At 34.8% G+C, this 17,637-nt stretch carries 19 protein-coding genes and 1 pseudogene; 2 read left to right on the top strand and 18 right to left on the bottom strand.

What is annotated here, in order from left to right:
* Window positions 1–202: 202 nt before the first annotated feature.
* The 12 genes from ACWF5P_RS15535 to ACWF5P_RS15480 form a co-directional block, all read right to left on the bottom strand.
* The gene (locus ACWF5P_RS15535; protein ID WP_230178850.1) at window positions 203–643 is read right to left on the bottom strand and encodes a hypothetical protein; all 441 of its coding nucleotides are present in this window, start codon (window positions 641–643) and stop codon (window positions 203–205) included.
* A gap of 296 nt (window positions 644–939) precedes the next feature.
* Window positions 940–1,509: a dihydrofolate reductase family protein gene (locus ACWF5P_RS15530; RefSeq protein ID WP_452445052.1), complete on the bottom strand. Its 570-nt coding sequence runs from the start codon at window positions 1,507–1,509 to the stop codon at window positions 940–942.
* 164 nt (window positions 1,510–1,673) lie between these two features.
* Complete coding sequence (locus ACWF5P_RS15525) at window positions 1,674–1,880, bottom strand: DUF6366 family protein (RefSeq protein ID WP_101225813.1); 207 nt, start codon at window positions 1,878–1,880, stop codon at window positions 1,674–1,676.
* Between the two features lie 207 nt (window positions 1,881–2,087).
* Entirely contained in the window at window positions 2,088–2,489 is a 402-nt protein-coding gene (locus ACWF5P_RS15520) for a DUF6157 family protein (RefSeq protein WP_452445051.1), read from the bottom strand.
* 183 nt (window positions 2,490–2,672) lie between these two features.
* Window positions 2,673–3,251 carry a hypothetical protein gene (locus ACWF5P_RS15515; RefSeq protein ID WP_452445050.1) on the bottom strand — a complete coding sequence of 193 codons (579 nt, stop codon included), beginning with the start codon at window positions 3,249–3,251 and terminating at the stop codon, window positions 2,673–2,675.
* A gap of 135 nt (window positions 3,252–3,386) precedes the next feature.
* Window positions 3,387–3,950, bottom strand: a complete 564-nt coding sequence (locus ACWF5P_RS15510; RefSeq protein ID WP_452445049.1) for an MOSC domain-containing protein — start codon at window positions 3,948–3,950, stop codon at window positions 3,387–3,389.
* A gap of 257 nt (window positions 3,951–4,207) precedes the next feature.
* Window positions 4,208–4,981 carry a hypothetical protein gene (locus ACWF5P_RS15505; protein ID WP_452445048.1) on the bottom strand — a complete coding sequence of 258 codons (774 nt, stop codon included), beginning with the start codon at window positions 4,979–4,981 and terminating at the stop codon, window positions 4,208–4,210.
* A 36-nt stretch (window positions 4,982–5,017) separates the two neighbouring features.
* Window positions 5,018–5,479 carry a flavodoxin gene (locus ACWF5P_RS15500; RefSeq protein ID WP_452445047.1) on the bottom strand — a complete coding sequence of 154 codons (462 nt, stop codon included), beginning with the start codon at window positions 5,477–5,479 and terminating at the stop codon, window positions 5,018–5,020.
* 172 nt (window positions 5,480–5,651) lie between these two features.
* Window positions 5,652–6,071, bottom strand: a complete 420-nt coding sequence (locus ACWF5P_RS15495; RefSeq protein WP_101225807.1) for an IDEAL domain-containing protein — start codon at window positions 6,069–6,071, stop codon at window positions 5,652–5,654.
* A 722-nt stretch (window positions 6,072–6,793) separates the two neighbouring features.
* Window positions 6,794–7,552, bottom strand: a complete 759-nt coding sequence (locus tag ACWF5P_RS15490) for a carbon-nitrogen hydrolase family protein (protein ID WP_452445046.1) — start codon at window positions 7,550–7,552, stop codon at window positions 6,794–6,796.
* A gap of 416 nt (window positions 7,553–7,968) precedes the next feature.
* Window positions 7,969–10,185: a transglycosylase domain-containing protein gene (locus ACWF5P_RS15485; RefSeq protein ID WP_452445045.1), complete on the bottom strand. Its 2,217-nt coding sequence runs from the start codon at window positions 10,183–10,185 to the stop codon at window positions 7,969–7,971.
* Between the two features lie 376 nt (window positions 10,186–10,561).
* Window positions 10,562–10,876 carry a hypothetical protein gene (locus tag ACWF5P_RS15480; protein ID WP_434168560.1) on the bottom strand — a complete coding sequence of 105 codons (315 nt, stop codon included), beginning with the start codon at window positions 10,874–10,876 and terminating at the stop codon, window positions 10,562–10,564.
* A gap of 248 nt (window positions 10,877–11,124) precedes the next feature.
* Between ACWF5P_RS15480 and ACWF5P_RS15475 the strand changes: the two genes are divergently transcribed.
* Together ACWF5P_RS15475 and ACWF5P_RS15470 are read left to right on the top strand one after the other, a co-directional pair.
* Complete coding sequence (locus ACWF5P_RS15475; RefSeq protein ID WP_434168559.1) at window positions 11,125–11,796, top strand: response regulator; 672 nt, start codon at window positions 11,125–11,127, stop codon at window positions 11,794–11,796.
* An 82-nt stretch (window positions 11,797–11,878) separates the two neighbouring features.
* A pseudogene (locus ACWF5P_RS15470) lies at window positions 11,879–11,988 on the top strand (IS3 family transposase); the annotation flags it as partial.
* A 232-nt stretch (window positions 11,989–12,220) separates the two neighbouring features.
* Here ACWF5P_RS15470 and ACWF5P_RS15465 read toward each other — a convergent pair.
* From ACWF5P_RS15465 to ACWF5P_RS15440, 6 genes are all read right to left on the bottom strand, one after another.
* Complete coding sequence (locus ACWF5P_RS15465) at window positions 12,221–12,706, bottom strand: DinB family protein (protein WP_434168558.1); 486 nt, start codon at window positions 12,704–12,706, stop codon at window positions 12,221–12,223.
* A 208-nt stretch (window positions 12,707–12,914) separates the two neighbouring features.
* On the bottom strand, window positions 12,915–13,334 hold the full coding sequence (locus tag ACWF5P_RS15460) for a UPF0715 family protein (protein WP_434168557.1): 420 nt from the start codon (window positions 13,332–13,334) through the stop codon (window positions 12,915–12,917).
* A 267-nt stretch (window positions 13,335–13,601) separates the two neighbouring features.
* Window positions 13,602–14,039, bottom strand: a complete 438-nt coding sequence (locus ACWF5P_RS15455) for a VOC family protein (protein WP_434168556.1) — start codon at window positions 14,037–14,039, stop codon at window positions 13,602–13,604.
* A gap of 164 nt (window positions 14,040–14,203) precedes the next feature.
* A complete protein-coding gene (locus tag ACWF5P_RS15450; protein WP_434169606.1) occupies window positions 14,204–14,833 on the bottom strand; it encodes a YesK family protein in 630 nt (209 codons plus the stop codon).
* Between the two features lie 953 nt (window positions 14,834–15,786).
* Window positions 15,787–16,698 carry a VanW family protein gene (locus ACWF5P_RS15445; RefSeq protein WP_452445044.1) on the bottom strand — a complete coding sequence of 304 codons (912 nt, stop codon included), beginning with the start codon at window positions 16,696–16,698 and terminating at the stop codon, window positions 15,787–15,789.
* A gap of 53 nt (window positions 16,699–16,751) precedes the next feature.
* Window positions 16,752–17,606 carry a hypothetical protein gene (locus tag ACWF5P_RS15440; RefSeq protein WP_434168554.1) on the bottom strand — a complete coding sequence of 285 codons (855 nt, stop codon included), beginning with the start codon at window positions 17,604–17,606 and terminating at the stop codon, window positions 16,752–16,754.
* Window positions 17,607–17,637 lie beyond the last annotated feature (31 nt).

Genomic DNA, 17,637 nt, shown 5'->3' with positions numbered 1-17,637 from the left:
CAAACACCATTTAGCTCGACACCCTTTGTAGCGTTTGTAACGTACTAGTTCTGTCAGTAAACTTCACTTCTTTTCCGTAAAAGGCAGTGGTAAAGCTCAATCTTCGTAAAAAATTATACAAAAATACTTAGATTTAATTTATTTCAGAAACTTTTCATATAAAAAAAGCTACCCATCAAGTGTGGGTAGCAAGTAATACAAGTTATTTGAAAACAATCTGTAGTTTTCCAGATACTTTACCAGAAGAGTATCCATCTTTCACATCAACATAAAATTTACCTATTTTCATATCTGTGAATAATGTCTTTCCACCTGCTAAGCTATGATAGCCTGTGCACTTTCCAGTACTAGCATTGCAGAGACGAGACCATATGTTACTATAATTAGTCAATAACTTACTTCCAGAAGAGGTCTTTAAATAGATTGGGGAAACCAGTTCTACCTCTAAGTCACTACCTTTGTTAGGATTTCCAATTTCACCATCCCATTTTCCATCTTCTGTTTGAAAAGAATACTGAGGAACACTTGCTTGAGCAGAAGAAGTACCAAATACGATTCCACTTACCAGAACTAACACAAAGGTACTTAAGATTAAAAATAAGCTTTTTATGTTATTTCCTCCTCCAATCTTTATCCCTTTCATAATATCAGAATAAACTGACTATTAAAATGATTAAAAATGACTATAGTTTCTTAAATTCAATCATCTTTTGTTGCGTCATCTTCATCAACCTTGCTTAATTAAAGTTCATGAACTATCTATAATTCCGGTTTCTTCTTATTTATATAGGTTATTTAATTAAATCATGCTCACAATATTAAAAAGCCTAATTTCTGAGCATTAAGAAATTAAGCTTTTTCATTGCACCATTAAAGCGCCCGATTGTTGAAGGGAAATGACAACAATAACTATCGCATATTTACGAATGAACACTATAATTAATTTTCATTCAAATGATATATTAGTTGCACAACGCCAGAGGAGAACGTTCTTGTATTAACCAATTTTAGATTTAACCTCTGCTTTATATCAATAAACAAAGGTTTTCCTTCTCCCAAAATAACAGGATGAACAGATAATCTAAATTCATCAACAAGCCCTAAATTGATAAATGTTGTAATAAGACTTGCTCCGCCATATAGCCAGATGTCTTTACCAGGTTTATTCTTTAATTTATTTACTTCTTCAACAATATTATCATTTATATAGATCGCTTTATTTTCAGTCCCTTTTTGCGTTCTGGAAAACACGTATTTTTCTTTACTATGAACCATTTCCCAAAGTTCTTTTTCAGTATCCGCATCTTCAATTCCTGGAGTGAATTGTCCCCATAAATCGTAGCTTTTTCTTCCATATAAAATAGTATCAATTTGATTTAAGAAATTAATAAACCCCATCTCAGGGTCCATGATGCACCAATCAACTTCCCCATTTTTTCCTTCTATAAAACCATCTAAAGTAACTGCTAAATCTAAAATCATTCTTCTTGGTCTTACGTTAATTGACATAATTCTTCCTCCCTTAATCATTTAAATATTGTTGATCACGCCAAGTTTTTTTATATTTTCATTATTTCTGAAAGGTACTTATGTTAATAATAAGAAAAGGAGATGCTGATCAGCTCGTGATATGAAGTAAGTACCCTTTAGTTGAAGAAGGTTAAGTAACATCTTTAAAAAAACAGTTTATATAAAACATATCCAACTATTAAAACAACAATTAATATCCCCATTCCTTTCCAACCTAAACCACCAACTAAGTCTGCTAAATTGCCATTTCCATTAAATCCATCTTTTAATGTACCTATTGGATTTTTTTTAAGTTCTTCTTGTCTTAATCTCTCTCTTTTCTCTTCAGGCGTTTCATTGTGATTATTCAAACTAAGCACCCCCTATGAATAGGTTCTGTTGGAAATATTCTGTTATTCTATACCTTCTTACGCTAAACTCCCATCACAATTATCTCCCCATATGTAATGTTCAGCATTTTGTTTACTTTTTTTCATCATTTCTATATATCCCCCCTTGTATTTATAATACAATCTTACGTATTCTAACCTGCCCCGTATATAAAAGTAATTTTGTATTTATTTTCTTTTAGAACGCATACCTTTAAGTTTTGTAATGTCAGCTTGCTTAAGCAATTGGTTATACATTTTACTGTTAACATCATATATGGCAATTTTCCCTTGATTATCATAATGAATTCCCCAACCATAATTTTTCACCAAAGTAGAAGCTCTGAAGCATGCCTTGGGTTTTGAAAAGAACTGTTCTCGAAGTTCAGCTGTATTTTCCTCTTCTATTTGACTCTTGATTAAAAAAGTTTTAAATTGGACGTCTTCTTGTGTAAATTTATATGGGTTATTGTTAATTAAATCATGTTCAATATAAGCAATTGTGGGTTTTTCGTTTTTTATGACAGGTACCTTTGCTGAAGTAACTTTTGAATCCTCTGAAATGGTAATAAGTGTGTTCTTATAACTCATATAATAACCTCCTTATTCAGCAGTTTGCTTATCTATATACCATATCATTCCATTGCTTACTTCCGCTATCCCGCTCCTTTAGTGCCATAAGAAAAAGGCTGCCTCAGCAACCTTCCTTCAAAACAAATTTATATCAGAACCAAGTTTAATTTACCTTTTAAATCCACCTTCAAAAAGCACCCGTTAGTTTTTAAGTTTACTCAGGTCAAATCTTGCTATTTCTTGATTATCAATTGTCACAACTAAAAAAGCATCAAATGCATACTCTTTAAGTTTAGCTAATTTTTCTTTTGAAGGTACAAGCAGTGGAACTTGGGAATTTTCTTCGCTTACACCTAAATCGTAGTTAAGAGTATACTCACCCTTTTGATCAGGATTAAGAACCGGTAAAAATGAATGACCGAACCCTACACCACTCCCGTTATAATCTTCAGGATCATAAATATTGAAGCCTATTACGTCTTCCGACACGGCTTTTAATTTGTCTTTGGGCTCAATCTTAAGTTCAATTCCTTTATCAACTTCTTCAATATCTGCTGTTTTATTACCTGTATTTTTAATGGTGAATTCGTAAAATAAAGCTGTCGGGATCAGCTCAACTCCCTTTCTTTCCCCTTCAGTTATCACAATTGCACCGAGCAAATCCTTATCTTTAACAATATCAACTTTCGCATCCACTAGTTCCAGAGAAGGATTTGATGAACAAGCTGATAAAAAGAATAAAACAAAAAATAGGCTTATAAAAACAAAGCATTTCCTCAAGTAATCACCTCTAATTTTAGATTACCATAATTTACCTATATTTCAAACGAATTTCTTTTAAATGCATATGAAAAAGGCTGCCTCAGCAACCCCCTAATTGTTTTAAAGAAAATAAAAACAGTTCTATTGAAAACACTATACCCTTTCAAGGGGTGTATGAGGTAACGGTGGTAATTGAATTCTAACCAGGTCCCCGGGGTGAACCACACCACTTTCCAAAACTATGCTCATTATTCCTGCTTTACGTATCAAGTTCCCATGCAGATCCCGGTCCAAAACAGCGTTCATAAGTCCTGATTTAAATTGATCAATCTGGGCACATGGATTTCGTAGGCCTGTTACTTTAATAACTGCTGTTTCCCCAATAAATAGTAACGAATCCTTCGGTAATTCAAGCAGATCGATACCTTTTGTGGTAATATTTTCACCCATTTGTCCAGTTGAAACATTAAACCTGTCTTTCAATTCATCTAATAATTCTGAGTGGATTAGGTGCACTTGCCGCAGGTTAGGTTGATTTGGGTTCTGCGCTACACGTGAACGATGCTTAACAGTTTTACCCGAATGGGCATCTCCTTCAACGCCCAAACCCTTCAGCAGTTTTATACTATTGCAATTTTCCTTGCTGAATGTGTGTTTATCACTTTTACTTACAGCTATTACTACTCCGCTAGCCGAGCCAATTTTTTCGTCATTCATTTTCTTTCAACTCCCCCAATACTTATATTTGATATCTTTATTCAACTATCCTGCCTAGAAAGAGCCAAAAAGAAAAAGGCTGCCTCAGCAACCTCCCTTAGTAAGCTCAATTAGAATCTTATTGGCACCAATCTTGTAATCCATCCTTATACACACCTTTTATATACTAAGAGATAAGTATTGGAACAACCTTGATCTGTATGTATGCTTTTGTCCATAACCTGATATAATCCGAGGTTTTCTGAACATATATAAAATTATTGAAAATTCGCCATTTCTTGGTTTGTATTATTACCGTCATAACACCTTTTTTGATAAGAGCAGCTTTTGCAAACCAGTAAAGAATTCGTTTTCAAATACTTTTTTGGTTCTTGTAAAAGATTCTTGATTATGTTGAGGTATTCCAATCCATCCGAAACATCATTCATCGTTGGAATATAAGTTTCTATTTTGCCTTCCATAAGCGAGAAAATCTCTATTCTTGCCGGTAATTGACCAAATGCCCTTTCACAAAACACCGAAATCATATTAGTAAATAATAAGTTCATTTCTTCGTGTGTATCAACTACATATTTTTTTATGATGTATGAGCCGCTTGACCATTCTGCTACTTCAAAAGTCAAGGAGAGTTCGGTCCCCAACTCCTCAATATTGATGTTAAACTTTTCATATAAAAATAAAGGTGGATTTTGAATTTTTTTGGAAGTTAAAAATTGGAGTAAATGGTCAGTTATATTAGCAAGAGCCATATAATAATGACTCCTTGACTCGAACTGACGTACATCAATGGCACTCCAATGATCATCTATTAACTCCATAACTTTCTTAGATGTCTGACATATTGGAGGCAGTTTATAATAGCGGCTTACAACTTGATTAACCACAGCTTGAACCATTTTCCTCCAATCCAATCGAGTTGTGATTTTTCCTTCTATATGATGAAAGTAAAATTGATAAGGACATCTTATAAAATCTTGTAAATGGTAATCAGTTAAAGTAGCAATGGAAATCCGATGTTCCTTACCCATCATTCCCCTCACCTCTCTTTCCTCATAAAATAGCTAATTCTATATTGAAGAGACAAGACTATTCTTTATAAAATCCCTCCCGAAATTTCGGCAGTTTTTGATATCCTCATCATCTGGGTTTAATTCTACTTTTAACCCTTCCAGGACGATATCAGCACCCTGTTCCCTTAATTTTTCGGACAAAATATCTACGGCCGCACCATATTGTGAGTAAGAGGAATCGCAGGATCCAAACACCGCTGCTTTCTTGCCAGTTAAATCAATATGATCCATTTCCTCATAAAAGTCTAAAAAATCATCCGGTAATTCTCCGTCTCCCCACGTATATGCACCTAATAAGATACCATCGTACTCTCCAAGTATGGAGGCTTCAGGACCTTCCATTATATCTATCTTTTCGATATTCACATCACTGATTTCTGTGATTCCTTCTATAATGATATCCGCCATTTCTTCTGTATTTCCACTCATACTGGCAAAAATCATAAGGATTTTAGACATGATAAGTTCCCCTTCCAACACTGATGATTATTAGTAAAAATTCAAACTACTCAGCAGCATTATCACCTTTAATTTAAATTTGGTGAAATTGAATTTCCACACCTATTAGCAAAAAAGATAGGTATCGATGTTTTTGAAATATAAAAGCCAATTGCATCTTTATTGAATATGTTCATAAAATTGTCGTGTTTTCCCAAAAAGCATGTAAATCTCCAGTGTTGATTTTATTCTTTATTTTCTGTACGTTACTCAGTTCATCGGCAAATGAAAGAAACGACTGCCTATCATGTGCATCGAGGGCTTCGTTTATTTTAAAGCTTAAATGGTTAATTTTTAGATTCAAATCCAAAATGGAGCAAATGCTTCCCTTGGAATACAGTTCCTCAATATCTTCCACATGCATAAAAAACTGAAACTCGTTATTGATATCTATTAAAAAGTGCCATCCTAAGCAATCAACATACTTCCGCTCGTTTGTAATTGTCCAAACATCACCTTGAAGGAACTCAATCATATGTTGGTGCTTTTGCCCAGGACAGCAGCAGCTTACTTGATGCTGAAATTGTTCCAATATTATAAAATTTTTATCCACAGATGTTCCTCCTCCACCCATATTCAATATTTATTGAATTTTATTTGTTATCGCTAACTTAGTCAGTTGACTGTTTTTTGTCAGACTTACCTTTCTATTCTTTTAAGGTTGAACTATTTTCATTTTTCTTCCTGATCCAAAACTGTTTATTCAATATGTTGACGCCTTTTAATATTTATTGACAGGGAATAGGAATTTGCAAGAGTATTAATTGAAAATGATTATCAATATCAAATATTACTTTATATAATAATGATAATGATTATCAATGTCAATCAGTTTTTAGCCATCTAGATAATATAATCGTTCCGTCAGTAAAAGCATCTTACTGAAATATTCTGGTAAGCTCGTAATTTGTCCAATATGAATATTGGACAATCATAGTCCTAAAGTTTTTTTTCCGAAGTTATTAACACTAGCTTGATCCATTTAAGCCCCTCATTTGTTTCACTCAAATTTCTCATGTTAATTATCTAGATACATGTGAAACTATTCAAAAGATATAAAATCCATAATATTATTTCGAATTTTATCAATTGCCCTCATGCAAATAAGGAGGTGATTAGATTGATTCCAGTAGCCTGTACTTTATTCTGAAGATAATATCGGCAATAAAAATTGCCCCTATAATTACATAAAGAAAAGCTGCCTTAAAGGCAGCTTCGATCTTTAGCTAAGCACCCTTTAATTCAACAAGAGTGTAGTATATTAGTATGTACTCATTATATGTAATCGATATCGAAATGAGGGGATATTAATTCCATGCTTTGTAAATCCCATTCAAAAGTAAGGATGGCTGATTGTTTTGATTTATGTGTCAAAAGGCGTACTCCATTTTTTATGATCATGCTTTCTGCATCCCAAAAACGGACAGTTTCGTCTTCTCCAGTACGATTACAGACAAATACGGGCAGTCCTGTTTCTAATGACCTTTGTTCCCATTCTCCCTCTGGACCGTGTAATCCGGGACCCCAGGAAGACGGTGCAATTAATATTTCTGCTCCCTTCTCAAATAAGCTGTAAGCAATATCTTTGGGATAGGCGTCTGCACAAATCATAATACCAATCTCAACATTGTCTGTTTTTATTGGCTCTATTACATCCCCTGATGCTGACCAATCATCAATAACACTTATTTTTCTCTGTTTGCCTAATAAATGACCTTGTTTATCTATGACAAACACAGAATTATACAACTCTCCGTTACTGCCTTTTTCAGGGCAACCCAAAAATACAGTGCTTTTCAAACTCTTTAGTTTACGGCTCAAATTACCCATCCAAGCATCAGGTTGCCGGTTAATCCATCCAGTCCCAATCTTATGATTGAATTGAAGTCCGCTAACACATAGTTCGGGTGTTATAATCCATTCGGCATTATTATTTGATGCTATATGAATGGCTTGTTCAATTAGTTTTTGGTTATACTCCACATCACCAGCGATAGGCAATAGGTGTAATAAAGCTATTTTTATTTTTCCCATAGTGAACTCCCAAACATCAACTTATATTAATGGCTACGCCTGTAATAATTGTAGCATAGACATTGATTTGCTTGTTCAACTATCATGCCCCGTTAGTTCCATTAGAAAAAGGCTGCGGTAGCAACCTCTGCATTACAGTAAAGCACCTATTAGTTGAATAGTTTTTTTATACCAATAATATTCCGATAATTTACAGATAACACTTTCAATAAAAATACCACTATGAGAACAACAATCATTATGAGCCAATTTTTCTTGTTGAACTAAACTGCCCCTTTAGTTCCATAAGAAAAAGCTGCCTTAAAGACAGCTCAGATCTTCAGCTAACGCACCCTATAGTTTAAGTAGAAACCTTCACATTCTCTTATGTGTATCATAAAAAGGATGGAACCAATGCGATCCCATCCTAAAAATCTTTATTGTTTGTGTTTCTTTTCCTCTTGTTGTTTATGCTTCTCTTCCTCTTTTTTATGTTTCTTTTTCTCTTGTTGTTTATGCTTCTCTTCCTCTTTTTTATGTTTCTTTTCCTCTTGTTGTTTATGCTTCTCTTCCTCTTTTTTATGTTTTTTATCCTCTATTGGTTTATTTTTATTATTTTTTATAACAGGTGGAGCTTCTTCAGGATTTGCACCTTTAATGAACAGTTCATTATTCACCCGGTAAACATCACTAGGCTGCTGGAAGCTACTTTGGTCTGTTCCAAACGCTTCCATCATGGCCTTAAACATTTGGTGTGAGATTTTAGTTGTATTTCCATCCATATAATTACCTGGACCATTTTTAGTATATCCAGTCCAAACCGCCATAGTGTATTGCGGTGTATAACCAGCGAACCAACTATCATTTACCGCACCGGTTGGATATCCATATTGTGCTCTGGTTTTACTGTCAAAATTGGTTGTGCCAGTTTTTCCAGCCACATCTAGTCCAAGGACATTTGCTGTTTTTCCTGTACCAGATTTTACGACTGTCCGTAACATATCCGTCACCAAATAAGCTGTGTAATCATGCATAGCACGTTTTGGCTTTGGAGTTAAATTAACAACTCTGCCATCAGGATAGACAACTTTACGAACAAAATGTGGTGTATTGAATTCACCGTTATTTCCAAAAGCACTATATGCCCCTGCCAACTCTAATGGATTAACCGTATTACTTCCAATCGCATATGATTCATACACCTTATTATTATTAAAAGTAATACCCAGATTTTCTGCAAAATTTTGTGCTTTATCCATCCCCACATCTTGAAGGGTAAGAAGTGCTGGAATATTGTATGACCATTGAAGTGCTGTTCTAATCGACATCATTCCGTGATATTGATGATCCCAGTTAGAAATAGACTGACCATTTGAGTAGGTTATCTCATGATCATTAATTTGGTGTGCTGTAGACCATTTTGAATTTTCAATAGCCGGACCATAATCAAAGACTGGCTTGAAAGTAGATCCTGGTTGACGTTTAATATCAACCGCAAAGTTGTTGCCTCGGAAGGAAGCTTTATATTGGTTTCGACCGCTTCCAATAGCTCGAACTTCTCCTGTTTTTGTATCTGAAAATACGAAAGCTCCTTGAAAATTGTCATTTGGATAAGAAATAATCGTATCGGTGTTCATTATTTTGTCCGCAAAGGTCTGAGCTTTTGGATCTAGCGTCGTATAAATAGATAATCCATCCGAACTGATATCTACATTTTTCAGCTTTCTTTCAACTTCTTTTACAACAGCGTCCAAAAACGCCTCGTACGGCATTCCTTGCTGTTTCGTTTTTGGAACAAGTCCTGCTGTAACTGAAACCTTCTTTGCATCCTCCAATTGCTTTTTCGTAATATACCCTTGTTTATACATAGCTTCTAAAACAATATTACGACGATTTGTTGCAGCTTTCACATGTTCGGGTTCAGTGGGATCGTAATTACTTGGACTCTGTGGGAGCCCCGCCAACATAGCGGCCTCCGGAAGCGTTAATTTATTTAGATGATCGGCATCGATTCCGTAGTAATTTTTGGCGGCAGCTGCTACACCATATGTCCCGTCTCCAAGGTATATCTTATTTAAATACATCATTAAGATTTGATGTTTGGAATACTTTTGCTCAAGCTGATAGGCCAAGCTCCATTCCTGTACCTTCCGCTTTATTGTTTTCTGAGGTGACAAAAAGGAGTTTTTAATGACCTGCTGTGTAATGGTACTTCCGCCTTGAGATCCGAAATCCCCTATTAGGTTCTTGGAGATTGCTCTTGCAGTTCCTTTTATATCAATGCCATTGTGTTCATAAAAATGTGCATCCTCCGTGGCAATGAAAGCATGTTCCAACATTTTTGGAACTTGAGAATACTCAATTTTTGTCCGCTTTTCTTTACCATATTCGTAAAGGAAATTCCCGTTTTTATCGTATAATTTGGTAGAAAGCGGATCGACTAGTTTTGAAGCATCTATTTTAGGTGCATCCTTAATCATTGCTGCAACCGTAACTGCCCCTATTCCAATTGAAACAACACCTAACAGTAAAAACCAAAGTAAAACTTTATTCAAGAAAGACCTTCTTTTAGGGGAATTTTTATCTTTTTTTTGATCTTGTTTTGTTTTTTCCACTTGTTTTCGTTCCTGACGAGAACGATACGTTTCTGACATTAATCTTCTCTCCCATATTCAAGTTATTCAACAAAATTTAAGAAAACTATGCAAAGAAATAACCTTTTATTTACTCACTAGCCATTTATGGTCAGTATGGTATTTATAACAATGCATTTCATGCAAAACCTGTATATTAAGGAAGAATTTATCCTATACTCTCCTTGGTCGGTTTTCGCCATAAAGTAATCACTTCGTACTATCTCATCTAATGCATCTTGTAGAACGTCTTCCTTCTTTACATCTGGCCCTTTTAATATTTTTTCTCGTTTAATATCATTATCCAAGGTATAACAAACAATGACATATAGTGAACAAATAAAAAAGACAACGTACCACGCTGCCTCTTTTTGTATGGGTTAAAGAAAACGAAGAATTATTTAAACTTATCTAGTGAAATTATTCTATGTTTTAATTCTGAATTCATATCTAAAACACCTATCACAAATTGATTATCTTCCGTCAATGTTATGTATCTGAAATACTCATCATCAGAAATTAACAAATCGGTGTCATTCGTCATTTTTTCTATTTTGGCAAATACATCTTCTGTGTACTCAAGGTGAAAAAAATCATCAAATCCCTTGCTTGAGCTACCTACCCAGGTATACAGAAAATCTTTCAGTGTGATTTGTTCAAGCATCGATAATTGTTTCTTGAATTTTAACTTATCTACTGTTACGTTTATCATCTTTCAACACTCCTAACGAGGATTAATTATATACAATGAAGTCTCCTCCAACAATGCTATCTGTATAACAATCCGTTTACAATTTAGTTACTATAGGGGTACCGCCACATCGCAATCAAGCTAAGAAAAAGGATTATCCCCAAAACGAAAAAATATGCTATTCTTTGTAAATGCTGCTGAAAAGGAATTCCCTATCATTTATAAATTTTAGAGAATAGGCATTTAAATAAATTAGAAGGAAGAAGCCATTGAAGACTAGTATCATCATTATCGATGACCATCAGCTTTTCCGTGAAGGCGTTAAGCGTATATTAGATTTTGAATCATCCTTTGATGTTGTTGCCGAAGGCGATGACGGAAGCGAGGCTATGGATCTTGTTAGCACACACAAACCAGATTTCGTTATCCTGGATATCAACATGCAGAATATGAATGGTATCGAAGCAACTAAAATGCTTGTAAACCGTTACCCTGAAACGAAAGTCATCATTTTATCGATTCATGATGATGAAAACTATGTACAGCATGCATTGAAAACAGGAGCACAAGGTTATCTGTTGAAAGAAATGGACGCAGATGCGTTAATTGATGCTGTTCGTGCAGTAGCAGAAGATGGCTCATACCTTCATCCGAAGATGACACATAATCTAGTCAAAGAATATCGCCATTTAGCTACTGATCGTGATTCAGTGCATGCTGTAGAGATCAGAAGACCGCTTCACCTATTGACTCGACGCGAGTGTGAAGTTCTTCAAATTTTAGCATACGGAAAAAGCAACCGTGCCATCGGCGAAACTTTATATATCAGTGAAAAAACAGTAAAAAACCATGTGACTAACATTCTTCAAAAAATGATTGTAAACGACCGTACACAAGCTGTTGTTCTAGCTATTAAAAACGGATGGGTAGAAGTGAAATGATTTCAACTTATGTTAAGTCCGGCTCTTCAGTTTTCGCAATGCGTGCTGAAGAGGCGGGCTTTTCTCACGAAACGATCCTTAGAAACAAGAACTAGCAAAATGTATAGAATACTATAAACACAAACGAATCAAGGCAAATTAAAAGGCATGAGCCCGGTACAATACCGAGCTCATGCCCAACGGGCTGCCTAACGAAATAACCTGTCTAACTTTATGGGGTCAGTTCAACGTTAAGGAATCGACTTTTTTTACTTTTTCTTAAGGAACTAACGCACCTGTTACTTTAAGTACCATTCTTCACAAACTGATATTGCTTAACAAAACTGACCTGCAGCACCTGCAGCAGAACCTCGAAAAGGCGATTTCTAATTGAAGGATTACACCCAATATATATAGAAACCGACTAAATTAATATCTATTTGAATTATTTATTGGAATGAGAGGAAAGACCCCGACCTATAAGGTTTGCAGAAACAGGCTTTTTCCCTAATTCCCTTGCCCAAATTGATAATTGCCCTATATGGTGAATTTCGTGAGCAATAGTATGTCGCATTATTTCACCCCAAGTATCTGTCACAATTTTTCCATCTTGCAAGGTATCATAAAATAATTGATTTTCCATACTAGCATCCCAGTTGTTAACAAATTTTTCCACTTCTAAATGAAATTCAGCGTCCAATTTTCGAACTTTGTTCAAGCTTTTATAACTATCGAAACTCTCCTGAAAGTCAGTTTTACCTTGTAAGAGACGTATCCAGCTCCATTCGACATCAACAATATGGAAAAGTGTATGCAATATACTTCCCATTCCACCCGTTCGGTTCCGCAGAAGTTCTTCTTCACTTAACTCTTCACACCAACGATACCAGTCTAATCTTACCATCCAGTTATATCTAAAAAAAGTTTGCAAAAATGCCCCTCCCCATTTAGAAAATAATTTAACTGTTAAAATACTATTAGAGAAATGCCATACATTGTTAAATATTACTATTTATACAAACATAGGTTGAATTCCTTTTTCAACAATCCTGCCCCGATAGCGCCATAAGAAAAAGTTGCCTTAAAGACAGCTCCGATCTTCAGCTAACGCACCCTGTTAGCTGAAGAACTAGGATATTTCAGTTTTTCTTTTGTAAGAAGACAGAATCCCAAAACCAATAAATAGCAGCTGCTGCAAAACTAAAACAGTAATATATTTGGGTTTTAACTAAATATGTAGGTTCAACTCTAAATAACATTACATTAAATAAAAATACTGCTACAAAAGAAAGTACCGTGTAAATTAAAAGATAAAACACATTAAATTTTCTCGGGCGTTTATTAAATATAATTTGCAATGGTACTGCAAAAAGTAAATAAGGTATAACAACATAAAAAGAATAAATAATAACAGGCATTAACTGCAACCAAGAGGGTTCTCCACTAAATACAATTATAAAAACAGAAAAAGAGATACAAGACAAGAATAGACTAAAAAAATAATAAGGTATTACATCGCTAATTTCCGATACTTTTTCACTTAATTTCCAAATCTCCAATTTTGCTCAACCTTCCCAAATGTCATGTTAATTTATTCCATAATAATATCATTTCTTCAACTATTCTGCCCCGTTAGTTGTATAAAGGGGTATCGCCAACATTTCGGAAATTTTGTACGCTAAGCAAATCCAAACATAAAAAAGTCGAATTCCCTGTACGTTAAGGAACCGACTTTTTTATTTGACTTCTTCAAGTAAAGCACCCGATAGTTTAAGAAGAAATCTTTAAAGTTGGAGGTCTAAATCATGTAAAGTCCCATTCAATATTTATTTGATTTTCTCCGCCAATTCTAAAATAATTCCCTCTGGACCACGAACGTAGCATAACTTATAACTTTCTTCATATTGCTGTATCTCACTAAAGATTTCCGTGCCTTTCTTTTTTAATTTTGCAACAATAGCTTCAATATCTTCAACAGCAAAGCAAATATGTCGGATACCCAGCGTATTTGCCAAAGGTTGCTGAATATCTTTTTCATCTGAAGGCCTATAAAATTTGACTAGCTCTATCCATGCCTGACCATCTGGCATCCCCAATCCTACACATGCCGTTTTAACATCATTAAGCCCAACTATTCTGTCCAACTGTTCTCCATCCAATTCCCATTCCGCTTGTACTTCAAGTCCTAAATCAAGAAAAAACGCTTTAGCCTCTGAAAGATCATTTACGTTTATACTCACATGATTTATTCTATTGATCTTCATATCTCATACCTCCTATATTCCTGTTATTTTCAATACCTGTATTCGTGTAAAGTTTGTTTGAAATTCTAAATCGCTTAAAACAGAAAATATCCTGCTTCAACAAACCTGCCCCTTTAGTTCCATAAAAAAAAGGAACCATCCAAGTATGAACAAATTAAAAAGGTTTAATCAAATATACCATCCCCATAATTTGTTCCATCCGTATCCAAAATGACTACCTTTGATTTAATACGAGTAAGTGCTACAGCTATATACGGATTGGGCTCAGGATTTTTATTATAAGATGTCCGAATGCGAATGATAGTCTTCTCACTATCATCTTTCACTTCCAACACTTCAATGGTATTTCCCTTTCTTTCACCACCCATTGATATTAATAAAAAGTCCTCCCCTTCACCTCCATTAAACTTTTTGTAACCGACAATCGATGTATCTTTCTCGATTTTTTCAATATAATTCCCGGTTTCATCATCCGTCAGTCTTTCTTTATCCACTACCCAGTAGTCCACTTGATTGATGAACCCAATGAATATATGAATAACGATGATGAGTGGAACCCCTATAAAAAGTATTTTCTTTCCTATAACATATTTCTTTAAGAAAAAGTATAGAATCGCCAGTGTGAATACTCCAAGGCTCAACACAGCATACGGCATTCCCTCAAACCCACCAATCACAGATAAGGAAAACACTAAAATCAATATGCCTAGCGAAAATTGAAGTAAGATTTGCGTTCTATCCTCTATCCCTTTTACAAATACATAAGCGAGTCCGAATACAATCATTGCTAGGATTATTCCTGCTTCATAAACGTATAAAAAAATACTTATCTCTCCCTTGGGTTGTTATTTATATAAGGATATGTTTGTATAAATGGTTGTTAAGGAATTCCAGTCAAATTTCCAAGGAATGTTTTGTGCGGTAGAGACGTGAATACATGAGCATTTCACTCGTTTTTTTTGATCATTCTATTAATTGAATAACGTTGTCCTATGTAACCTCTAATTTGTTTGTCCTAATTAAAAAGCCTAGTTTAGGGTTGTAATACAAAGCTGTAAACCAATCGTATTCTTTTAAAATTTCAATGTGTTTGTCCGTATGTTTCGTATTATTATGCAGTGACATTGATGCAATGAATAAAAAATCTAATACTAACGATAATAATTCATCCACTTATTTGGATAATATTACTAATTAATAGGATACCACATTCATTTATTTTATTACTATTCTTAAGGTGTATTAATGTTCACCGCACAGTTTGTGTCAACTCTACAAAAAGGCTACTTAAACTAACAGATGCGTTAGTTTAATAAAAAAGAAAAGGAGAGCACATATTATACATGGCTAATATGTGCTCTCCTTTTCTTTATTAAAGTTTTTTATAAATTAGGTCTTGATAAGGTAATTAATTATCAATATACCGATGCATTAATAACCAGATTAAGAATAAACAAATTTGGTTTGCTTCCGGGAATTGAAGAAAAATAATCGGATAAAGCCAGCCGGCATAATGGAGTTTGTCACTCCTGCACCCAGGAAACCATTCTATAGCTAGTATCAGGATTCAATTGTTGGTGAAATTCATTTAGAAATCCGAAGATTAGGTGCAAGGGAAGGCTCAGAAATTATACAACGGAGGGGCTAATGCGTATTCCGTCCATATTGTTGGATTGAAAATGAAATTTTTCAGAAATATTATATTAGGTGATTTTATAAAAAAGTAACCGTTCGTAAAAGTGTACTTTTAGGAACGGTAAATCTGTTCTTTTGATTTCTGATTTGAAGCAGCGGGAACTTTTCGTGTCTTATAATTTATCATATCTGAAGAGTAAACCATGATACTTACCATTCCCCCTTGGATTGTAGCTCGGATTAGAATAGGTTGATTGTATGTGTTTTTAAAACTAAAATCAGGACCATACCAGCTTACTGTAGCATCGCGGCCAGATGGAACATACGGAACGCTCCTAGTATGGGAATAGCGTTGAATAGTTTGCAATCCTGCATTGTCGATAGCATTAAACAGGGTGGATGACACCTGACATATCCCTCCACCAATCCCTTCAGAAAACTCTCCTTTAACGATAACTCGAGCGAGCATATATCCTTTATTTACTGATCTCTTGCCAACGGCTTGATTAAAAGAAAACACCTCTCCAGGAAACACGACATAATTATTAATGGCTTCTGTAGCAAGCGAGATATTATTTGTACGATTTTTGTTGTTCACATTAAAATAAGTTCTATATTCACCTATCTTTTTTTCACGAATCTCTGCAAGTAATTCGCTGTCAACTTTTGGATGAATAGCAAGCAAAGGTACTTCTAGTTTATATGCTTTACTACTGTACAAAAAGGAATAAAATTGCTCTTTAAATGCTTGATGGTATAGCCTGTAACCTACCCGCCCAGGAAGAATATTACCTTGTTTGTCTATTGTGGCATCTACAGGTTTTTGGTACACTTGTCGATCTATTTTTTCGACAAATTGATTGTATTTATCCACGTCCATGATAGGAACATCCAGTAAGGGCAAAGTAATATCAGCATGGTTGACACTGGCAATCGTTTGTCCTTGGTGGGTTACCGATATGCTTTCAGAAATATTCACAGGTTGAACGAATAGTAAAAGTCCGGCAATCCATGTTAATCGCATAGAATGCACCCCCACAATGGATTGGAATTTATTTTTCCGTATCTTCACAAATCTTATTTTAAGGCTTCATAGATCGCCTCTTGATCAATGAACCAACGATCAGTCAAACTCTCCCTTCGGATCATAAAATGGATGATTTTGCTTTCACTCCCTTTTTTCTCTTTATAAATCTTCACTTGAACCGGTACATCCACGAATATTAACCCGTTTGCGTCTTCAAGTGGTTGTCTTGAAAAATCTTCAACCCCAAAATATGTAATATTTTCAGCAAGTTTAATGAAACGTTTGGAATGATCCGGATTTGATAAGGTCATTGATAATAATTTTCGATCTCCTTGATTTATGGCGATGGTAAAAATATGGATAAGTTCGTAGGGACTTATCGTGCCTAAATATTCATCAAGCTTACCGGCCGCTTTCAGTATCATCAATTTATGCGCGGAATCTTCGTTTTTTAAACGATGCGTTAAACTTCCATAGAAATGAATACAGAAGTGGCCTGGAAAACCATTTTGAAGAGAACCGGCACCATGTGGCATTCCATTCATAGAGGCAGCGATCATTTGATTATTTATTAATACAATAATCGCTCTTCTTTTCCAGCTCCATTGATTATGATAAATTTTCTTCATAATCTGAGTATCATCCTTGGTTAGTGGCTGAGCATCGACATGATGACTACCTGCTCTTCGTTGAACCTTAAATGATAATCCCGTTTCAATGTCTATAATGGTGAAAGTCGTTTTATTAGGAATAGTGTTGTTTACTATCTCCCAAGGTAATATCTCAGTTTTAAAGTTTATAGGTACTTCTTTATCTTCCCATTCATTCGCATAGACCGAGTGACTCAACATTAAGACAGATATAAAAATAGTGATAAATCCTTTATAACTTTTTTTGCTGTTCATATTATTTCTCCTGCTTTTTTTTTATTATTTC

The sequence above is a fragment of the Peribacillus sp. NPDC055009 genome (genome assembly GCF_053608705.1).
Note: the sequence above shows the minus strand (reverse complement) of the source record. Positions and strands in the feature narration are given on the sequence as shown.